A 21,126-nucleotide genomic window follows, 5' to 3' on the forward strand; every position below is an offset into this window, starting at 1 on the left:
TCAAACTTTTCAAAATACTAAAATCCCAAATCCTTATGAGTTTGGGATTTTTTATTTAAAATTCTTTTGAAAATGAAAACTTTACAAAAGACGCATACTCACTAGCCCTGATGGAAGCGAGCTACCAAGTAGCGCGGACAGCAGGAATAAGGATTACAAAAAAGACCAAACCAACCGCTTCTAATAAAAAAAGTCCAGCATTGCTGCCGAACCTTTTCCGCTTGTTTAAGTTAGTTTTTGTTTGTTATGCTATAATTGCGGACCCGCTTTTACCAGATTTTGTCCTTCGGTATTGTCGGTATATTGTACAAAATTTTTAATAAAACGAGAGGCTAAATCGGTTGCTTTGGCATTCCATTCGGTTGGATCGGCATAGGTATCTCTCGGGTCTAAAATAGCCGAATCGACATCGTGAAGCGCCGTTGGTACTACAAAATTGAACGTTGGAATTACTTTTGTTTCTGCTTTCTCGATAGAACCGTCTAAGATGGCATCAATAATAGCGCGCGTATCTTTGATAGAGATACGTTTTCCCGTTCCGTTCCAACCGGTGTTTACCATATAGGCCGTAGCGTTGTGTTGTTCCATTTTCTTCACCAATTCTTGACCGTATTGCGTTGGATGCAACGATAAAAATGCTTTTCCGAAACACGCCGAGAATGTTGGTTGTGGTTCGGTTACACCGCGCTCAGTACCTGCTAATTTGGCCGTAAATCCAGAAAGGAAATAGTATTTAGTTTGTTCTGGTGTTAGTTTGGATACTGGAGGCATCACTCCAAAAGCGTCTGCCGTTAAGAAAATTACTTTGGTCGCATGACCTGCTTTAGAAACTGGTTTTACAATATTATGAATGTGATAAATGGGATACGATACACGGGTATTTTGAGTTACAGAACCATCTTTAAAGTCGATTACACCATTGGCATCAACGGTTACGTTTTCTAACAAAGCATCTTTAGTGATTGCACCGTAAATATCGGGTTCGTTTGCCGCACTTAAATCGATGGTTTTGGCATAGCATCCACCTTCAAAATTGAATACGCCTTCGTCGTCCCAACCGTGCTCGTCGTCACCAATTAACTCACGTTTTGGATCGGTTGACAAAGTAGTTTTTCCCGTTCCAGACAATCCGAAGAACACAGCCACATCACCATCTTTCCCTTTATTGGCAGAACAATGCATCGATGCCATGCCTTGAAGTGGCAGGTAATAATTCATCATGGAGAACAAGCCTTTTTTCATTTCGCCACCATACCAAGTACCTCCAATCAATTGGATTTTTTCAGTAAGATTGAAAGCAACATATACTTCAGAATTTAATCCGTGAGCTGCATACTCTTTAAAACTTGTTTTAGAACCGTTCATCACGATAAAATCGGGTTCTCCGAAATTTTCCAATTCTTCTTCCGTTGGACGGATGAACATATTTTTAACAAAATGAGCTTGCCACGCCACTTCCATAATGAAGCGTACTTTAAGACGAGTATTTTCATTGGCTCCACAAAAAGCATCTACCACAAATAATCGTTTACCTGAAAGTTGGTTTACGGTAGTTTCTTTTAAGGCATTCCATGTAGTTTGTGAAATAGGTTTGTTATCATTTACTGCTTTATCTGAATTCCACCAAATGGTATTTTCAGTTACGGCATCTTTAACAATGTATTTATCTTTAGGAGAACGACCTGTGAATTCGCCGGTCATTACATTTACAGCTCCAAGTTCGGTAAGTTGACCTCTTTCGTAACCTTCTAAACTTGAATCTAATTCTTCATTATATAAAAATTCATACGATGGATTGTATATAATTTCTTGTGCATTTTTAATTCCGTATTTTTCTAACGAAATCGATTTCGTGAAATGGGCAGTATTCTCCATAGAAAATTAGTTTGTTGCAATAATAATTAGACCGCAAAGGTAAAAATTAATTATTACAACGTTGTAGTAAATTAAGAAATTATGATTTTTTCTTTAAAAAATGCCCCATTAATATACTCCAAGCTACTATTAACAGTAATCCTCCGATTGGCGTCACAAATCCAATTACTTTGAAATCAAAAGCATTCAAAGTGTCGGTTGCCAGAAGATAAATCGAGCCCGAAAATAAGATTACTCCCGAAATAGTAAAGCCTAAAATTATTTTTTTTGTTGCAGCACTCAAATGGGTATTCAATCCTAAAAATAACAAAAACAAAGCGTGATACATTTGGTATTTCACTCCAGTTTCAAAGGTTGCTAATTGATCTACTGTCAATACTTTTTTTAAAGCATGAGCTCCGAAGGCTCCCAAAATAATGGCCGACATTCCGAAGAATCCTGCCGCCGAAAGAATTTTTTTATCCATAAGGTATTGTACTAAATACAGTATTCATTTAATTTATACTATTTCACAAATTTATCAGTTATGTATGGAATGGTAAAGGACTTTTGTGTTTTTTTTGTTCCGATGCTTCGGGAATACCAATATTAAAATTTTATATTTGCACCATAATTTTTAGAAATGAAAAAGATTTTATTTATAATGGCTATTGCCTTGATTTTCTGCTCGTTTAAAACGGAAAACAATGTCGGAATTCCAGCCGGAGAAAAATTAGTTTTTGCAGGCTCTTACAATATGAGTGGATTAATGACCCAATTGGCACAAGTTACCTTATCTACTGATATCGTTTCTACGTCGAAAAATTCGTATTTGCATTTGAATTGCGAATTAGAAACCTATGCTAAGTGGGATAAGTTTTTCAAAATTCGTGACATCTACGAATCGTATGTCGACCCAATTACCCTAAAACCTAGCTTGTATAAAAGAAGCATCGACGAAGGCGGTTGGACCAAGAAAGAAAAGTACGTTTTCAAAGGCAATTCGGTAACCAGTACTGCTAAAAAAAGAAACAAACCCGAAACAACCAAAACCTTCTCTATTGGCGGCTCTACACAAGATGTGGTTTCGATAATGTACAAATTAAGAACGATGGATTTATCTAAAATGAAAACCGGACAAAGTCAGTCGTTTACTATCGTTTTTGACGAGAAGCAAATTCCAGTTACCGTTAAATTACTAGGAAACGAAACCGTTTCTGCTGGAAATTTAGGTTCTAAAAATTGCTACAAACTTTCTATCGGCGCCAAAACAGATGTATTAAAAGGAAAAGATAAAAACTTAATTTACTTGACGGCCGATGCCAAAAAAGTGCCTGTTTTAATGAAATTCAGCATTCCTGTTGGAACCGGACAATTGGCTTTAACTTCAGCAACTGGAATTTAATTACTGAAATAAATTCAGCATAAACATGAGAAAAGCATTTTTAATTATTGCCGTAATTTTTACTATACTTAGTATTGTATTTTCAGCATTGCCTTTAGATACTTTAGCGCTTGCACCCATCGGAATTGCGTTGTTATTCATCTTTTTGGCTTTTAAAAAGTCAGAGGTTGACCAGCGAAAATTTCCCAAACGTCTTTTTATTGTTACTTACATTTGTGCTTTAGTCGTTCTTGGAAAAACGTTTTTAATCAAAGATAAAGTCGCGGTTGATACGCAATTTGAAAAACAAAAAATCGAAACCAAACAAGAAGCCAAAAAAGAGCTCGAAGATTTGGAAAAAGATTTAGAGTAATTTTCTTTACATAAAATTTAAAAGCTCATTCGTTTTTGTATGAGCTTTTTTGTTTTTATCAATTAGTAAACGAAAATCATTCCAATTTCATAAATTTGCTGCCTATTACAAACAAACCATGAGAAACATTCTAATCATCGGAGCAGGTCGTTCGGCGTCTTCTTTAATTCAGTACTTATTAAACAAATCGGAGCAAGAAAATCTTCATTTAACTATAGGAGATTTATCGTTAGAATTGGCACAAAGAAAAACCAACAACCACCCAAATGCTACCGCTATTCAACTGGATATCCACAACGAAGCACAACGTCATGCTGAAATTCAAAAAGCCGATATTATAATTTCGATGCTTCCAGCGCACATGCACATTGAAGTGGCCAAAGATTGCATCACCTTCAAAAAACACATGGTTACCGCTTCTTATGTTTCCGATGCGATGCAAGAATTGGATGCTGCTGCCAAAGAAAACGGATTGATTTTTATGAACGAAATCGGATTGGATCCAGGTATCGACCACATGAGCGCCATGAAAGTTTTAGACGAAATTCGGGATAAAGGCGGAAAAATGCTCCTGTTTGAATCGTTCTGTGGCGGATTAGTGGCTCCCGAAAGCGATACCAATTTGTGGAATTACAAATTTACTTGGGCACCACGAAATGTGGTATTGGCGGGTCAAGGCGGTGCTGCCAAATTCATTCAAGAAGGTAAATACAAATACATACCTTACACTAAATTATTCAGAAGAACCGAATTTCTTGCCGTTGAAGGTTACGGAAAATTTGAAGGCTATGCCAACCGCGATTCGCTAAAATACCGAAGCGTTTATGGTTTAGACGATGTGTTAACATTGTATCGTGGCACCATTCGAAGAGTAGGTTTTTCCAAAGCTTGGAACATGTTTGTACAACTTGGCATGACCGACGACACCTACACTATGGAAAACTCAGAAACCATGAGTTTCCGAGAATTCACCAATTCATTTTTACCCTACCACCCAACCGATTCGGTAGAAATTAAAACCCGTTTGGCGCTTAACATTGAGCAAGATGACATCATGTGGGACAAACTGTTGGAACTCGATTTGTTCAATTCAAATAAAATTGTTGGATTAAAAAATGCTACACCAGCACAAATTCTAGAACGCATTTTAAACGACAGCTGGTCGTTACAACCCAATGACAAAGACATGATTGTAATGTACCACAAATTTGGCTACGAACTCAACGGTAAAGACCACCAAATCGACTCTAAAATGGTGTGCATTGGTGACGATCAAACCTATACCGCCATGGCCAAAACTGTGGGATTACCTGTTGCTATGGCAACTTTGCAAATCTTAAACGGTAACATCAAAACACCTGGCGTGCAATTGCCAATTAAAAAAGAAGTTTACGAACCAATCTTGAAAGAATTAGAAGAATTTGGCGTAATTTTCAAAGAAACTGAAATGCCCTATATTGGTTATAATCCTGATAAATTAGTCACAAGCAATTAGTTTTTATTATAATCTGAAACAAAATTTCTATTTTTGCTTTAAATTCACAACTAATGAAAATCAATCAGCTACAAATAGAAATTGACGGAATCGACAAGGAAATTCTACGTGATTTGATGGAAGATGCTAGAAAACCTATTCTACAAATCGCCAACAAAATCGGAATTTCTGGTGCAGCCATCCACCAACGATTGAAAAAACTGGAAGAAGCTGGCGTGATTTCGGGTTCTAAATTCATTGTAAACAATAAAGTTTTAGGCTATAAAACCATGGCTTTCATTGGGGTTTATCTTGAAAAAGCTGCGAGCAATTCGGAAGCCGTAAAAGAATTGAAAAAAATTCCTGAAGTGCTCGAATGCCACTATACAACTGGAAATTGGAGTATTCTTATCAAAATTATTTGTCGAGATAACGAACATTTAATGCAACTTTTGAATAAAAAAATCCAACCCATCGATGGCGTTTCCAGAACCGAAACCTTCATCTCTTTGGAGCAACAAATAGAACGACAGATACAATTGTAGATATAAAATTTTAGCTATTAAACATCAAATGAACCTCAACAAATTCTCAAAAGAAAACATAACCACTGCTTTTTACATCATTTATATTTTAATTGCAGGTATTTGCTACGAACTTTTCCCAGGCGATGCCAAAACCCCAAATATGGGTGTATTGCTGCTTTATGTAATGATTCCAGTGAGTTTAATTTATTTTATGGTGCATTTGGTGAAACAAATTTATGGCAACCAAAGCTATGTAAAATGCCTACTAATTCACGGTGTGGCTTGGTTATCAGTAGCGGTCATTTTATCCACTTTTGCCAAATAAAAAATCCGCTATTCTCATAACGGATTTCATATTATTTCAAAAAAATTAATCTCTTCGACTGCCGCTCATATAAAGCGAAACATAATAGAGTAACGTTCCTATCGAACCAATGGCGGCCACTACATAGGTTCGTGCTGCCCATTTTAAAGCATCTTCAGCACCGGCATATTCGGCTTGATTCAGCATGTTTTTGTTTTTCAACCACGCTAAAGCTCTGTTACTTGCGTCGTATTCTACAGGCAACGTAATAATAGTAAACAAAGTTGTGGCGGCAAAAACTACGATTCCCACCAACAAAAGTGCTGGAAATGTACGAATCATAATAATTCCGGCTAACAATATCCATTGTACAATTCCAGAGGCAAATGATACTATAGGCACCAACTTCGAGCGCAACTCCAACATACTATAGGCTTTAGCGTGTTGTACCGCGTGACCACATTCGTGTGCCGCTACCGCAGCTGCAGCTGCATTGCGTTGGTTGTATACGGCTTCACTCAAGTTCACCGTTTTATCTGCCGGGTTGTAATGATCGGTCAATTGGCCTTCTACAGAAATGACTTTTACGTCATAAATTCCGTTATCGGCAAGCATTTTTTCGGCAATTTCTTTTCCCGACATACCATTTTGTAATGGCAATTGCGAATAGTACTCAAACTTACTTTTCAGTCGACTGCTTACCAGCCAACTCATCAGCATAATAATTCCGGCTAAAAATAGATACCCCATTCCCATAATTTTAAATTTAATATTTATGGAGTAAGCATCAAATTGTAAGCCATTTTACTCTTTCTGACTTTTTGACCTGTTGGACATAAACACCAATCCAATCATGAAGCGGTTGTGTCCATTTTCGGAAAACGAATTACTTACATTGGCAAAATCGGACTTCCATTTTCCCGAAGCTAAGGCAAACTCATACCCAAGATTCAAGCGAACGGAAACTTTGTCATTTTTTTTAAGTCCAAACGCTATAGACGGACCCGTGTAGAACATTCCATTTCGCAATCGGATGTAATTGGAAGTACTGGTATTTAAATTATTCAAATCCACCTGATTATTGGAAGCATTTACTCCATAATCATTCATAGTATAGGCTAAATTCAAACCGCCTGAAAAGAAAAATTTAGGGCTGTTTACAAAATTATAATGTCCTCTCAATTTGAAAGCAGTAGAATTTCCAGAACTCGTTCCATTGGAATTTGATTTTTTAAAAAATTGCGATGCCAACTCCGTATCAATCGAAAAATCGTTACCAAAATAATCCATACCAATAATAAATTCGGGTGTGGTTTGCACCGTTTGCGGAAAATTACTGGCTGCTAATTTATCGTCAATCTTGTAAGATCCATTGACATTGGCTCCAATTCCGTAATAAAAACTAGCACTAACTTCGTCCTTTTTTTGAGAAGTTTCCTGAGCAAAACTATAGCTACTAAAAGCCAATAACGATAAGAAAATTATTTTTTTCATGGTTGACGTGTTTAAAAAAGAAATCCAAATATCAAGAAAATTCTTCACATTTGGATTTGCACTTTTTTATTTAACAAATTTTTATCCTACCAAGTTAATCACTTTTCCAGGAACGATAATCACTTTATTAGGTGTTCTACCGTCTAATTGTTTGATGGTTCTTTCGTCTGCCATCACAATTTCTTGAATTTGCGGAACGGTTAAATCCAACGGTAATTTAATCGTGAAACGCATTTTTCCGTTAAACGAGACTGGATATTCTTTTTCAGATTCTATCAGGTATTTCTCCTCATAAATTGGGAAAGCCACTGTTGAAATGGAACCTTCGTGACCCAATTGACTCCACAATTCTTCCGCAATATGCGGCGCATAAGGTGAAACCAAAATCGCTAATGGCTCCAGAATTTTTCTACTATTGCATTTCATCGTTGCCAATTCGTTTACACAAATCATAAACTGTGAAACCGACGTATTGAACGAGAAATTCTCGATGTCTTCGGTCACTTTTTTAATGGTTTTGTGTAATGATTTGTACATTTCTGCTGTTGGTTCATCGTTGGTTACAATCAAACCGTTATCATCAAAATACAAACGCCATAGCTTTTTCAAGAAACCAGAAACTCCTGTAATTCCAGCAGTATTCCATGGTTTTGCTTGTTCCAATGGCCCTAAAAACATTTCATACAAACGCAAGGTATCGGCTCCGTAATCATTACAAATATCATCGGGATTGACTACGTTGTATTTGGATTTGGACATTTTTTCTACTTCGCGACCTACGATGTATTTTCCATCTTCTAATATAAACTCTGCATTGGCGTAATCTGAATATAATGGATGATTTTTAAAAGCTTCAATGTTTAATTCATTTGTAATGTCGTTGATTACAGCTAAATCGACATGAATAGGATGAACATTTATATCTTTGATTAATCCTTTTGAATATAATTTTTTAGAATCTTCACTTCTATATACAAACGCACTCATCCCCAAAATCATCCCTTGATTAATCAACTTCTTGAAGGGTTCTTCTGTTGGGGCATAGCCTCTATCTTTTAAAAACTTGTTCCAAAAACGCGAATACAATAAATGTCCGGTGGCGTGTTCGCTTCCACCAATGTATAAATCGACGTTTTCCCAGTATTTTAATGCATCGGCTGAAGCAAATTCTGGATTTTTGTTGTTTTTTGGATCTTGCATATATCGCATCCAATACCACGAACTTCCTGCCCAACCTGGCATCGTATTCAATTCTAAAGGAAAAACGGTAACGTTATCAATATTTTCATTAAAATCAACCGCATTGGTCACGGTATTCCAAGCCCATTTAGAAGAATTTCCTAATGGCGGTTGACCGTCTTCGGTGGGCAAGTATTTTTCAACTTCGGGCAATACGATTGGTAAATGTTGGGCATCAATCATTTGTGGTAATCCGTTTACATAATACACTGGAAACGGTTCACCCCAATAGCGTTGACGAGAGAACACGGCATCGCGCAAACGGTAATTGGTCTTGCCTTTTCCTTGTCCGATTTTTTCTAGTGCTTCGATGATTTTTTTCGTTCCATCTTTGTATCCTAATCCGTTTAAGAAATCAGAGTTTACCAATTCGAAACCGCCTTTTTCACCATAAGCTGCTTCCGAGATATCTTGATTGAAAATGTTTTTAATTTCAGGCATTCCGTGCGTTCCTTTAAAGAAATTCGCGAAAGCATAATCGCGTTCATCACCACATGGAACCGCCATCACTGCTCCGGTTCCGTAACCCGCCAAAACGTAATCGCCAATCCAAACCGGAATGGATTCTTTCGTAAATGGATGTTCGGCATAAGCACCGGTAAACACTCCTGAAATGGTTTTTACATCGGCCATTCTTTCACGTTCTGAACGTTTTGCAGTAGCTTCTACATAGGCTTCTACCACAGCTTTTTGTTCTGGTGTGGTGATTTGAGACACCAATTCATGTTCTGGTGCTAAAGTCATGAACGTTACTCCAAAAATGGTATCAGGTCTTGTTGTGAAAACAGAAATTAGTTTATCTGAATCTTTCAATTTGAAATCAACCGAAGCACCAACTGATTTTCCAATCCAGTTTCTTTGAGATTCTTTGATGGATTCACTCCAATCGATATCGTTTAAACCTTGTAATAATCTTTCGGCATAAGCTGAAATTCGCATCGACCATTGGGTCATTTTTTTACGAATCACTGGATGTCCACCACGTTCAGAAACACCGTTTACGATTTCATCGTTGGCTAAAACAGTTCCTAACGCTGGACACCAGTTGACTTCGGTTTCTGCCAAATACGTCAATCGGTATTGTAATAGTATTTTTTGTTGTGCTGAGGATGAAAAAGCATTCCACTCAGTAGCTGAAAATGGCGCAATATTATCATCACAAACCGCATTGACATTCGCATTTCCTTCTGTTGAAAAAATAGAAACCAAAGTTGCAATATCTTCTGCTTTATCGGAATCATTATTGTACCAAGAATTAAACAATTGAATGAAAATCCATTGTGTATGTTTGTAATAATCGGCATTTGAGGTACGTACTTCTCTACTCCAATCGAATGAAAATCCGATTTTATCCAACTGTTCACGGTAACGCGCAATATTTTCACGAGTAGTTTTTTCGGGATGTTGACCCGTTTGAATCGCATATTGTTCGGCAGGCAAACCAAACGAATCGTACCCTTGCGGATGCAACACATTAAAACCTTTATGACGTTTGAATCGAGCCACAATATCGGAAGCAATATACCCTAACGGATGACCAACGTGTAATCCTGCTCCCGATGGATACGGAAACATGTCCAAAACATAATATTTTGGTTTATCGCTGTTGTTTGATGCAGCAAAAGTTTGGTGTTCTGCCCAATAGTGTTGCCATTTGGCTTCGATTTTTTCGTGGAAGTATTTCATATTTTAAGGTTCTGAGTCACTGAGATTCTGAGTGACTAAGTTTTAATTTTAATGATTATACGATTATCGCTTTTAAAACACATTTTCTTGTAAGAATTTACTTTGTTTAAATTTTCAAATAAATCCTTGAAAGTTAATCGAAAGTTAATGTCTACGGTAATCGGTCACAAATTTACATTTATTGTACTAAAGTCAAAACTTTAAACGTTATAAACTATGAATAAACAAATTCTTTATTATTTTTACGGCTTAATTCAGTATGTATGGCATCCAATTTTGACAAATTTCAAAAACGCAGATTAATTTCCTCCTATTTTTCGGTAGTATTGAGTGTATTCTTAGTATTGTTTTTACTGGGATTATTAGGGCTTTTTGTAATTAATTCGAGAAGACTTTCAGACAATTTCAAGGAAGATATTGTGATGAGTGTTTTCTTTAAAAATGAAGCAACAGATACTGTTTTCAAAGCATTTGAAACCGAAATGAAAGCAGGTAAATTTGCTAAAGATTTCAAATTTGTATCGAAAGAAGAAGCTGCTAAAGAACACGAAAAAACCCTTGGCGAGCACTTCACCGAATTTTTAGGAGCCAATCCGTTATACAATTCGTACGACATTCATTTAAAAGCAGAATATGTAACCAATCCTGGTTTTTCTAGAATGGAAACTGAAATTAGAAAAAACGCTATGGTTGCCGATGTTGTTTACGACAAGCAACTGATTACCTTAGTCAATGACAACGTGAAGAAAATCAGTATGTGGATTTTAATCATCAGTGGCATTTTTACCGTGATTTCTATTTTGCTGATCAACAGTTCGCTTCGATTGTCCATTTATGCCAATAGATTTATTATTAAAACCATGCAAATGGTTGGCGCTACCAAAGCCTTTATTAGAAAACCTTTTGTAACAAGAAGCATCATTTTAGGAATCATTGGATCTGTGTTAGCCATTGCAGCATTGATTGGAGTTTTATTCTATGTTTCAACTAACTATCCTGCGTTGGATATTTTTAAAGACCAACTGTTAACCGTTGCAGTTCTGGCAAGCGTTTTAGCTCTTGGAATTCTAATTACATGGATTGGAACGTACTTTGCAACACAACGTTTCTTAAATTTAAGAACCGACGATTTATATTAGAGAATAGATAATAGACGAATAGACAACAGACAATAGACTAAAAGACAAAAAATATGATGAAAAATAACGAACAAACCACCGATTTTTTATTTGACAAGGTAAATTACAAATTCTTATTAATTGGAATTGGAGTAATCGCATTAGGGTTTTTTCTAATGAGTGGCGGTGGCAGTGACAATCCAAAAGTATTTAATGAAGAGGCATTGTTTAGTTTCCGAAGAATTCGTTTGGCACCCACAACCGTATTAATTGGTTTTGGAATTACCATTTACGCTATTTTTAAAAAAAATAAATAAGAGTAACTAATCACTTTTTACTAATCACTATTCACTAAAAATGGATTATTTACAAGCTATTATTCTGGCAATTATTGAAGGAATAACCGAATTTCTCCCGATTTCTTCCACTGGTCATATGATTATTGCGAGTTCGTTTATGGGAATTTCGCATGAAGAATTTACCAAATTATTTACCGTGGTCATTCAATTGGGCACCATTTTATCTGTGGTAGTTTTATATTTCAAACGCTTCTTTCAAAGTTTTGATTTTTACTTCAAATTGTTGGTAGCTTTTATTCCAGCTGTGGTTTTCGGATTGCTATTCAGTAAAAAAATAGATGCCTTACTAGAAAATCCGGTTACCGTAGCGGTTTCGCTTTTAATAGGCGGTATCATTTTATTAAAAGTTGATGATTGGTTTTCAACCAAAACAGAAATCGCAACCAACCAAGAAATTAGTTATGTAACCGCTTTAAAAATTGGATTGTTCCAATGTTTAGCTATGATACCGGGCGTATCAAGAAGTGGCGCCAGCATTGTGGGTGGAATGTCACAAAAATTATCACGCACCACAGCTGCCGAATTCTCCTTCTTTTTAGCCGTTCCAACGATGTTGGGTGCGACGGTAAAAAAATGTTACGATTACTATAAAGACGGTTTTGTATTATCACACGAACAAGTTAATTTCTTAATTATTGGAAATGTAGTTGGCTTTGTGGTGGCTTTGATTGCTATTAAGAGTTTTATCGGATATTTGAGTAGAAATGGCTTCAAACTTTTTGGATACTATAGAATTGCGGTTGGAATTGCACTATTGGTAATCCATTTCTGTATACATAAATTAGACGTTATTTAATGACTGCCGAAACTATTCTTGAAGGTCACGTTATTTTAATTGACAAGCCGTTGACTTGGAGTTCGTTTCAAGCGGTGAATAAATTAAAATACATTTTGAAACGCGAATTTGATCTTCCAAAGAAATTTAAAATTGGTCATGCCGGAACTTTAGACCCACTGGCTTCAGGTTTACTTATTATTTGTACTGGAAAATTCACTAAAAAAATTACTGAAATTCAGGCGCAAACCAAAGAATATACTGGCACCATAACTGTTGGAGCCACTACGCCATCCTATGATATGGAAACCGAAGTTGATGCCACTTTTGAAACTAAACACATTACTGAGGACTTAATTCTAGAAACAACCAAACAATTTCTAGGAGAAATCGACCAGAAACCACCTGTTTTTTCGGCTATAAAAAAAGATGGCATTCGGTTGTACGAACATGCCCGAGCAGGAGAAACGGTAGAAATTGCTTCCCGAAAAACAACGATATACGAATTTGAAATCACACGAATCAATTTGCCTGAAATTGACTTTAGAGTGCAATGCAGCAAAGGAACTTATATCCGTTCGCTAGCGTTTGATTTTGGAAAAGCATTACACTCTGGAGGTTATTTATCGTGTTTACGTCGAACTAAAATTGGCGATTATTCTGTTGAAAATGGCATTACTCCTAAAGAGTTTGAAGAAAAAATTATTTCATTAATGCAATAATTTCTTTTTGGGTCGACACGCCTTTATCTTCTAAATACCATTTTTGCAAAGCTATTTTGGCCGTTTCATCAACAACGCCATACATGGCTTTATAATCCAAAATCAATTGTTTTGCTCCGCTTGGTCTAGGTCCGAAATCGGCTATTACTTCATCTGTTTCAGCGTTAATAACAATCAGTTTCGGAATAGATTTTGTGCCGTTGGTTAAATACAAATTCATCAGATCTTCATGTTCATCTCTAAGAACAATTCGCAAATCAATATTCACGGATAGTTCAGCCATTTTATGCATAATCGGCACTATTTGAGCGGCATCACCACACCACGTTTCCGTGATAACGAGCCATGTGTACTTTTTATTTAGATGTTCTAGATCGGTTTTAACTTCATCAACAACCTGCATCGTTTTATCCAAACGATGCATTCTCGATTCATTTAGTTTAGTATAATTCACATAATCTGGCGTTTGATTATTACCAGATGTTTTCCCTTCTGCAGCATATTGTGTGGTTAAATTTCTATATTCTTGGTAGGATAAACTGGCTTTTAAACTGTTTTTTAGTATCGGATTCATAATTGTGATTTTACATTACAAAATTAGTCTTATTTTTATAACTGATTTGTAACATTAATCACACTCAACGCATGAACTTCGAAAAAAAATCTATAGGCTATGTGTTTTCTGGTGGCGGCTCTAAAGGTTTGGCACATGCCGGAGCACTCCAATTTTTGGAAGAACAAAATATCCATCCCACAGAAATTTCGGGCACTAGTGCAGGCTCTATAGTTGCAGCGTTGTATGCCAGCGGAAAAACACCCGAAGAAATTTTAGAGTTCTTTAAATCGATTTATTTTTTCAACTGGAAACATTTCACTTTAAAAAAAGCTGGAATCATTGATTCTGATTCCTTTAAAAAATATTTTACAGATATATTTCAAGGACGCAATATTGGCGATCTAAACATCCCAATCCACATTACCGCAACAGATATGGTGAAAGGCAAATTAAAAGTATTTCCAAAAACAACTAATGTTGTTGATGCCATTTTGGCTTCTTCTGCCTTTCCCGGCGTGCTTTCTCCTTATGAAATTGAAGGTAAAATATATAATGACGGCGGTATTTTAAACCATTTTCCAACCGACTTACTCCAAGACAAATGCGATTTCATCATCGGAATTTATGTAAGTCCGATAAACAAAATTACCGCTAAAGATTTAACTTCGATTAAAGCGGTTACCACTCGAGCCTTCGATTTGTTGTCGGCCAATTCCAATTACGAAAAATTTAAACATTGCAATTGGATTATTGAACCCAAAGAACTAGCTAATTACAGTACTTTTGAAACAAGTAAAACAAAAATGGATGCCATCTTCAAAATTGGGTATGAAGCGGCCAAAAAATCATTCGAAGAATTGCATCATAAATTTTAAATTACTATTTCATAAAATCAGATAATAACTATATTTGCACTTCCAAAACACAACTACAAACAACAAAAAGAGTAATGAAATACAAAAGAATACTTCTAAAATTAAGCGGCGAAGCATTGATGGGCGAAAGACAGTACGGAATTGACCCAAAAATTCTAGCCGAATACGCTGATGAAATTAAGCAAATTCACGACAAAGGTGTAGAAATTGCAATTGTAATTGGTGGTGGAAATATTTTTAGAGGCGTTGCTGGTGCTAGTAATGGTATGGATCGCGTTCAAGGTGACTATATGGGAATGTTAGCAACAGTTATTAACGGTATGGCATTACAAGGCGCTTTAGAAGACAAAGGTATGTTAACTCGTTTGCAAACAGCCCTAAAAATTGAAGCAATTGCAGAACCGTACATTAAAAGAAGAGCGGTTCGTCATTTAGAAAAAGGCCGCATTGTTATTTTTGGCGCAGGAACTGGAAATCCGTATTTTACCACCGATACTGCTGCCGTTTTACGTGGCGTAGAAGTGCATGCTGATGTGATTTTGAAAGGAACTCGTGTAGACGGAATTTACACCGCTGATCCTGAAAAAGACAAATCGGCTGTAAAATTTGACTCCATTTCTTTTGAAGATGTTTTGAAAAAAGGATTGAATGTAATGGATACCACTGCTTTTACGTTAAGCCAAGAAAACGAATTGCCGATTGTGGTTTTTGACATGAACAAAAGAGGTAATCTACTTAAAATTTGCGAAGGTGAAAATGTAGGAACCGTAGTAAACATATAATTTAGAAAAACAATTTTTAGACGCTATAATCTGAAATACAATGGAAGAAATTGACTTTATAATTGACGAAGCAAAAGAAGCTATGAATGGTTCTGTGGCTCATTTAGAAAAATCTTTTTTAAATATTCGTGCTGGAAAAGCATCACCTCAAATGTTAGGCAGCGTTTTTGTTGACTATTATGGTTCACAAACACCACTTTCACAAATTGCGAATGTAAATGTTCCAGATGCCAGAACAATTACGATTCAACCCTATGAGAAAAGCATGTTGAACCCTATAGAAAAAGCGATTATGATTGCTAATTTAGGATTTAACCCTATGAATAACGGTGATGTGATCATAATTAGCGTTCCGCCTTTAACCGAAGAGCGTCGTCGTGATTTAGTAAAACAAGCCAAAGCAGAAGCGGAAGAAGCTAAAATTGGTATTCGTAACCACCGAAAAGATGCTAATACGGATATTAAAAAACAAGAAAAAGAAGGTGTTTCGGAAGATGTTTGCAAAGTAGCCGAAGAAACCATTCAAAAAATGACCGACAGTTTTATTAAAAAAATCGACGAACATCTGGCTCAAAAAGAAGCCGAGATTATGAAAGTGTAAGTTCGTTAAATCTATATTAAAATCCGTCTAGTTTGTGAACCAGACGGATTTTTTTATTCCTACATTTGTACCATTATTTTTACACCATTAAATCAAAGTATCTTAATGAGAAAGTTTTGGATATTCCTTCTTGTGCTGTTTTGCAATGTTGCTTTTTCTCAAAAAACAATGCAAGGTCAAGTTATTGATTATGACACTACTGTACCAATTGCGTTTGCCAAAATCACCTACAACAACAAAACAATTGCTTCCAATTGGGAAGGAAAATTTTCGATTGAAATAAAAGATGACAACAAACCCATAGTTTTTTCATACAAAGGATATTACGACAAAACCTACTATCAAACGGTTGGCGCCAAATTTCTTTTAATTAAAATGGTAACCAATAATACCATGAAACAACAAGAAATTTATTCTGAGAACCAAGTGAATTTAATCATTAAAAAAGTGATTGAAAACAAACCCAAAAACCAACCCGAAAAAGCGTTAAACACCTTTGAATACAAGAATTACGAACATCTATTAGTTTCTGCCAATCCCGATTCTATTTCAAGTAAAATTGATACTACTTACAAGAAATCCTTATTCCACAAAAGAAGATTGCGTTTGGATTCAACCAATTATAAATTCAAAAAACTGGTTGAAAAACAACACATATACCAAACCGAAAAAGTAAATCTAATCCAACACAATAACGACGGCACCAAAGAAACCATTTTGGCTTCACGAATGGCTGGTTTTAAGAAACCCTTGTATGAGTATTTGGGATTGAAGCTCGTTTCTTATTCGCTGTATGAAAATCAGTTGGAGATTTTGGAAATTCCAATTCAGAATCCGATTTCAAGCTATGGTAGAAACATGTTTGTGTTTAAGATTGTGGATACCGTTAAAATTCAAGATAGAAGTGTCTATCGTATTTACTTTCAACCCAAAAAATTCAATTCCAATTCACTTCGTGGTTTGTTGTATGTTGATGCCGAAAATTTTGGAATTGCCAAAGCCTTTTATCGTATTTACGGAATCATCAACATCAATGCTACCTATACTTTTAAGTATCTAAAAGACCACAAAATATGGTTTCCCGAGAAACGAAAGTTTATTGTTGTGAAAGGTAATAACAGCGAAGATTTGAATGTTTTTGGTGAAACAATTAAATTCAACACCAGTTTGGAAGGCATACAGAAAGATGCGTCCGATCAAATTTTTCTCAAACTAGAATCAACGCCTTACGATGTAAAAATAAATCAGTTGGTTTCGTTTAAAACACCAAGTATTAAAATTGATGTTCCCGAAACGAGCATGTCAAAGCCTGATTCCTACTGGAATTCTATTCGAAAAGACAGTTTGGACGTACGAAAAATAAGAACTTACACCAATTTAGACAGCCTCTCTGTTGCTGAAAATATTGAGAACAAAATCATTTTCGGTAAAAAAGTATTTAACGGCTACTTACCGCTCAGCGTGGTTGATGTTGATTTAAAATCGATCATCAAATACAATAATTTTGAAGGATTTAGATTGGGAATTGGTGGCGTAACCAACAACAAATTATCCGACAAATATAAAATAAGTGGCTTTGTAGCATACGGATTTAAAGATGAAAAATTCAAATATGGCATCACGCCGTCCTATCTTTTACAGAAGGAAACCAACACATGGGTAAGTGCTTCGTATACTAATGATTTGAGTGAAATTGGTCAGATTCAATTTGCCACGCAAGCCAGAAGATTCAAGATTTATGACCCGCGTCCCATCAACATTTCTACTTTTTATAGCAACAAAGCATTTTCCGGATTTATAGAAACTAAATTTCTTCCCAAAACCGATATTTATTTTGGTCTGTCAAGAAGTGACATTCAACCTCTTTTTGACTACACCTACTTTGCACACGACAATTTATATTCCAACTATACTATTGCGGCGGCACAATTTGCCATTCAATGGAATCCGTTTAGTGGCTATATGCAAACTTCATCGGGCCGAATTGAAATTGAAAAAAGGTTCCCAAAATTCTCACTTCAAGTAACGAAATCATTTGCAAATATCATCGGAAGTGATTTTGATTTCACTAAACTTGATGTGAAAGTTGTACACGAAATTCCTTATTTATCAGGACAAAACACGTCATTTATCTTGCAAGGTGGATTTGCCTTTGGCGATGTACCACTTACGCACTTATACAGTATTGCGCCTAACAATTTGAATCGAGATGGGCTGTTTAAACGCATTACTTTTGCCGGAAAAAATAGTTTTGAAACCATGTTTTTCAACGAATTTTTCTCGAGCAAGTATGTGACTTTTCATGCAAAACACACGTTCAACAAAGTGAAATTAGCCTACAAAATAAAACCTTTAATTTCTGTGGTAACGCGCATGGCCTGGGGAACTATGGACAAGCCCGAACAACACCTAGGTTTTCAATACAAAACGTTAGATAAAGGGTTTTTTGAAAGTGGTGTTGAAATGAATCAAATTTTCAAAGGATTTGGTTTGACATTTTTTGTTCGATATGGCCCTAATGCCTTACCAAAATTGGAAGACAATTTTGCTCTTAAATTAAGCTATGTTCTTGACTTAGGATTTTAAATTCTACTACGGCTTAATAATTAAAACCGAAGGAATGGTACTTAACCATACACTTTGAGCATCGACTAATTTCTTCCAACTTTCTAAAGAAATCATCATCAAATCTTGTTTGGCCAAAAACCCAGCTTTCATTTCGTTTTCGCTAATAACTGCAATATTTTCAGGAAAGCTTTTTTCTAAAGTAGTAATCGAATTCTCTATAATAAAATTGTTTTTCACCTGATTATTAATTTCTAAAACAGTAACTTTTGAATCGTTATTGTAAATCAATTTTTGAGCATAATCAATTAAAAAAGCATCATCAATACTGAAAATTGGCATAAAAACCTCTTTCACTTCATTCAAGTCTTTATCGACTAAAATCCCGAGTGGTTTTTTACTTTTAGAAATAATCAAGCGCGTTCTATCGTCAAAAGGTGAATTGTCAAAAAGTCCTTCTTTTCCGGTAAATTTATCTAAAAGTCGGTCGGGATTAATAATCCTAGTAGTAAACCCGAGCACTTTCCCGAGAAGTGATCCTTCAAAAATGGATTTTCCTAATCCAACCAAAACCAAATCAAATTCACCTCGAGAAGCAATGTCTGCAATATCGGTTTCAATATCGACAGTGGATTTGAATATAGTCGTCAATTCTTGATTCAACACTTTTGATTCTGCAATAATTGGCTCAAAAGTTTCTTTCTCATAATCGTGTAAATTATACGAATGCACCTCATCACTCAACGACAAATGCAAGGCCGTAACATTGGAATTGTCTTTTTGCTTTTTTACAAAACTGCTGGCCAATCGTAGAAGGGACTTTCCTTTTTCATTATTACCAAAAGAAATAAGAATTTTAAACTTACTATTTTCAATAATTTCATTTGGAATAAGGACTTCTTTTCGTTTAAAAACAAAATTAATCACATCGATAGCTGGTCCGGTCATAAAAGTAGTTACCAAAGCCATAATCACCATCATGGTAAATACTTCTGTCGATAAAACGCCCAAATCGTAGCCGATGTTTAACACTACTAATTCCATCAAACCACGTGTGTTCATTAACGCACCAATAGTTAAACTATCGCGCCAATTCTGACCTACAAATTTTGCTGCCAAAGCACTTCCAAAGAATTTTCCAACCACGGCAACCGTAATAATTAAACCCGTTACTTGCCATAAATAGGCGTCATTAATCAACCCAATTTGCGTGCGAAGTCCTGTAAAAACAAAGAACAACGGTAATAATAATATCAAAGCAACGTCTTCAATTTTTTCGATGATTATTTTTCTGATTTTCGTCAAATCGGGCATAATAGCTCCTGTCATGAATGCTCCAAACAACGCATGTATCCCAATAACTTCGGTTATATACGATGAAATAATCAAGGTCAACAAGAAAATAGCAACGACTGGTTTGCTCAGATTGTCTCTGTTAGCATACAAATCACCGATTTTTTTCAAAAAAGGTTTTACTACAAAAAGCATCATCAGCACATACACCGCAGCCATCAAAATAATATAAATCGAACTGGCAAAACTTCCTGCTTTAACAATGGCAATTACTGCAGCAAGAATACACCAAGCGGTAATATCGTCGGCTGCAGCACAAGTAATAACAATAGTGCCTAATTTGGTTTTATGAATACCACGTTCTTGCACAATTCGAGCCAATACTGGAAATGCCGTAATACTCATAGCAATCCCCATAAACAAACTAAACGATAAAAACTCTACGCCTTCGGGAGCAAATTTATGGTAGATGAAATACGAAAGCCCCATCCCTAAAGCAAACGGAATTACAATACTCGCATGACTGATTACGACCGCATCATTGGCTTTGTTTTTCAAAACTTTTAAATCAAGTTCCATCCCAATAACAAACATGAACAGTATCAATCCGATTTGGCTTAAAAACTGTAAATTCCCTAACGATTCTGTTGGAAAAAGCAATCCTGAATATTCTGGAAAATACATTCCAACTACAGAAGGTCCAAGAAAAATACCTGCTATTATTTCGCCGATAACACTAGGCTGACCAATTTTTCTAAAAATCCAACCAAAAAAACGTGCTACGATTATTATGGTGATGATTTGTAATAATAAAATCGCCAACGGATGCTTTAGATTATGCACCAACGATTCTAAAAACTGATTAAACATGGTGTCTTTAGATGTTTTGGCCACAACATTTCTACCAACTTCAAGTATTTTCCCTTTGGAAACAATCCAAAACATAAGAGCTGTAAAACCACCTGTAACACTCAGATAAAACAAGGAATTTTTAATATTTTTCATCGGCAAACATTGCTTTTATTGAATGCTACAAATATGAGAAAATCTTAATCATAATTTGTTAAAGCGGTATAAAATTAATATAAAATTTTTAGTGAGATTTCTCTTCAAAAGATTGTTTTAAGTGCTTTGCTTTTAAACGG

General features: G+C 35.7%; 20 protein-coding genes. 13 read left to right on the top strand and 7 right to left on the bottom strand.

Annotated features, from left to right (window positions below):
* Window positions 1-249: 249 nt before the first annotated feature.
* Both pckA and ACODSI_RS11610 read right to left on the bottom strand, forming a co-directional pair.
* Window positions 250-1,875 carry a phosphoenolpyruvate carboxykinase (ATP) gene (gene pckA / locus ACODSI_RS11605; protein WP_488917019.1) on the bottom strand — a complete coding sequence of 542 codons (1,626 nt, stop codon included), beginning with the start codon at window positions 1,873-1,875 and terminating at the stop codon, window positions 250-252.
* Between the two features lie 79 nt (window positions 1,876-1,954).
* Entirely contained in the window at window positions 1,955-2,341 is a 387-nt protein-coding gene (locus ACODSI_RS11610; RefSeq protein ID WP_488917020.1) for a DUF423 domain-containing protein, read from the bottom strand.
* A 156-nt stretch (window positions 2,342-2,497) separates the two neighbouring features.
* On the opposite strand from ACODSI_RS11610, the gene ACODSI_RS11615 reads away from it, so the two are divergent.
* From ACODSI_RS11615 to ACODSI_RS11635, 5 genes are all read left to right on the top strand, one after another.
* Complete coding sequence (locus tag ACODSI_RS11615; protein ID WP_488917021.1) at window positions 2,498-3,259, top strand: DUF3108 domain-containing protein; 762 nt, start codon at window positions 2,498-2,500, stop codon at window positions 3,257-3,259.
* A gap of 25 nt (window positions 3,260-3,284) precedes the next feature.
* Window positions 3,285-3,611, top strand: coding sequence for a hypothetical protein (locus tag ACODSI_RS11620; protein WP_488917022.1), 327 nt, complete (start codon window positions 3,285-3,287; stop codon window positions 3,609-3,611).
* Between the two features lie 118 nt (window positions 3,612-3,729).
* On the top strand, window positions 3,730-5,106 hold the full coding sequence (locus tag ACODSI_RS11625; protein ID WP_488917023.1) for a saccharopine dehydrogenase family protein: 1,377 nt from the start codon (window positions 3,730-3,732) through the stop codon (window positions 5,104-5,106).
* A 53-nt stretch (window positions 5,107-5,159) separates the two neighbouring features.
* A complete protein-coding gene (locus tag ACODSI_RS11630; protein WP_274782027.1) occupies window positions 5,160-5,630 on the top strand; it encodes an Lrp/AsnC family transcriptional regulator in 471 nt (156 codons plus the stop codon).
* A gap of 28 nt (window positions 5,631-5,658) precedes the next feature.
* A complete protein-coding gene (locus tag ACODSI_RS11635) occupies window positions 5,659-5,937 on the top strand; it encodes a hypothetical protein (RefSeq protein ID WP_488917024.1) in 279 nt (92 codons plus the stop codon).
* A 45-nt stretch (window positions 5,938-5,982) separates the two neighbouring features.
* Here the strand turns inward: ACODSI_RS11635 and ACODSI_RS11640 are convergent, their stop codons facing one another.
* The 3 genes from ACODSI_RS11640 to leuS form a co-directional block, all read right to left on the bottom strand.
* Window positions 5,983-6,672, bottom strand: coding sequence for a zinc metallopeptidase (locus ACODSI_RS11640; protein ID WP_488917025.1), 690 nt, complete (start codon window positions 6,670-6,672; stop codon window positions 5,983-5,985).
* Window positions 6,673-6,720: 48 nt separating this feature from the next.
* Window positions 6,721-7,410, bottom strand: coding sequence for a hypothetical protein (locus tag ACODSI_RS11645; protein ID WP_488917026.1), 690 nt, complete (start codon window positions 7,408-7,410; stop codon window positions 6,721-6,723).
* An 81-nt stretch (window positions 7,411-7,491) separates the two neighbouring features.
* On the bottom strand, window positions 7,492-10,335 hold the full coding sequence (gene leuS / locus ACODSI_RS11650) for a leucine--tRNA ligase (protein WP_488917027.1): 2,844 nt from the start codon (window positions 10,333-10,335) through the stop codon (window positions 7,492-7,494).
* A gap of 263 nt (window positions 10,336-10,598) precedes the next feature.
* Between leuS and ACODSI_RS11655 the strand changes: the two genes are divergently transcribed.
* The 4 genes from ACODSI_RS11655 to truB are packed head-to-tail and all read left to right on the top strand — an operon-like array spanning window position 10,599 to window position 13,309.
* Window positions 10,599-11,474, top strand: coding sequence for a cell division protein FtsX (locus ACODSI_RS11655; protein ID WP_488917028.1), 876 nt, complete (start codon window positions 10,599-10,601; stop codon window positions 11,472-11,474).
* A 56-nt stretch (window positions 11,475-11,530) separates the two neighbouring features.
* Window positions 11,531-11,770: a DUF3098 domain-containing protein gene (locus ACODSI_RS11660; protein WP_488917099.1), complete on the top strand. Its 240-nt coding sequence runs from the start codon at window positions 11,531-11,533 to the stop codon at window positions 11,768-11,770.
* Window positions 11,771-11,810: 40 nt separating this feature from the next.
* A complete protein-coding gene (locus tag ACODSI_RS11665; RefSeq protein WP_488917029.1) occupies window positions 11,811-12,608 on the top strand; it encodes an undecaprenyl-diphosphate phosphatase in 798 nt (265 codons plus the stop codon).
* The gene (gene truB / locus ACODSI_RS11670) at window positions 12,608-13,309 is read left to right on the top strand and encodes a tRNA pseudouridine(55) synthase TruB (RefSeq protein WP_488917030.1); all 702 of its coding nucleotides are present in this window, start codon (window positions 12,608-12,610) and stop codon (window positions 13,307-13,309) included. Before ACODSI_RS11665 ends, truB begins: the two co-directional genes overlap by 1 nt.
* On the opposite strand, the gene ACODSI_RS11675 is transcribed toward truB, so the two are convergent.
* Complete coding sequence (locus ACODSI_RS11675) at window positions 13,290-13,883, bottom strand: thioredoxin family protein (RefSeq protein WP_488917031.1); 594 nt, start codon at window positions 13,881-13,883, stop codon at window positions 13,290-13,292. The genes truB and ACODSI_RS11675 overlap by 20 nt on opposite strands.
* Window positions 13,884-13,954: 71 nt before the next feature.
* Here ACODSI_RS11675 and ACODSI_RS11680 point away from each other — a divergent pair, with 71 nt between their 5' ends.
* The 4 genes from ACODSI_RS11680 (at window position 13,955) to ACODSI_RS11695 (ending at window position 18,709) form a co-directional block, all read left to right on the top strand.
* The gene (locus ACODSI_RS11680; RefSeq protein WP_488917032.1) at window positions 13,955-14,740 is read left to right on the top strand and encodes a patatin-like phospholipase family protein; all 786 of its coding nucleotides are present in this window, start codon (window positions 13,955-13,957) and stop codon (window positions 14,738-14,740) included.
* Window positions 14,741-14,814: 74 nt separating this feature from the next.
* Window positions 14,815-15,522, top strand: coding sequence for a UMP kinase (gene pyrH / locus ACODSI_RS11685; RefSeq protein ID WP_488917033.1), 708 nt, complete (start codon window positions 14,815-14,817; stop codon window positions 15,520-15,522).
* Window positions 15,523-15,562: 40 nt separating this feature from the next.
* Window positions 15,563-16,123 (top strand): ribosome recycling factor, encoded by a 561-nt coding sequence (gene frr, locus ACODSI_RS11690; protein ID WP_488917034.1) that lies wholly within the window; start codon window positions 15,563-15,565, stop codon window positions 16,121-16,123.
* Between the two features lie 105 nt (window positions 16,124-16,228).
* The gene (locus ACODSI_RS11695) at window positions 16,229-18,709 is read left to right on the top strand and encodes a DUF5686 family protein (protein ID WP_488917035.1); all 2,481 of its coding nucleotides are present in this window, start codon (window positions 16,229-16,231) and stop codon (window positions 18,707-18,709) included.
* 6 nt (window positions 18,710-18,715) lie between these two features.
* Here the strand turns inward: ACODSI_RS11695 and ACODSI_RS11700 are convergent, their stop codons facing one another.
* Complete coding sequence (locus ACODSI_RS11700) at window positions 18,716-20,986, bottom strand: cation:proton antiporter (protein ID WP_488917036.1); 2,271 nt, start codon at window positions 20,984-20,986, stop codon at window positions 18,716-18,718.
* Between the last annotated feature and the right edge of the window lie 140 nt (window positions 20,987-21,126).

The sequence above is a fragment of the Flavobacterium sp. FG139 genome (genome assembly GCF_057809695.1).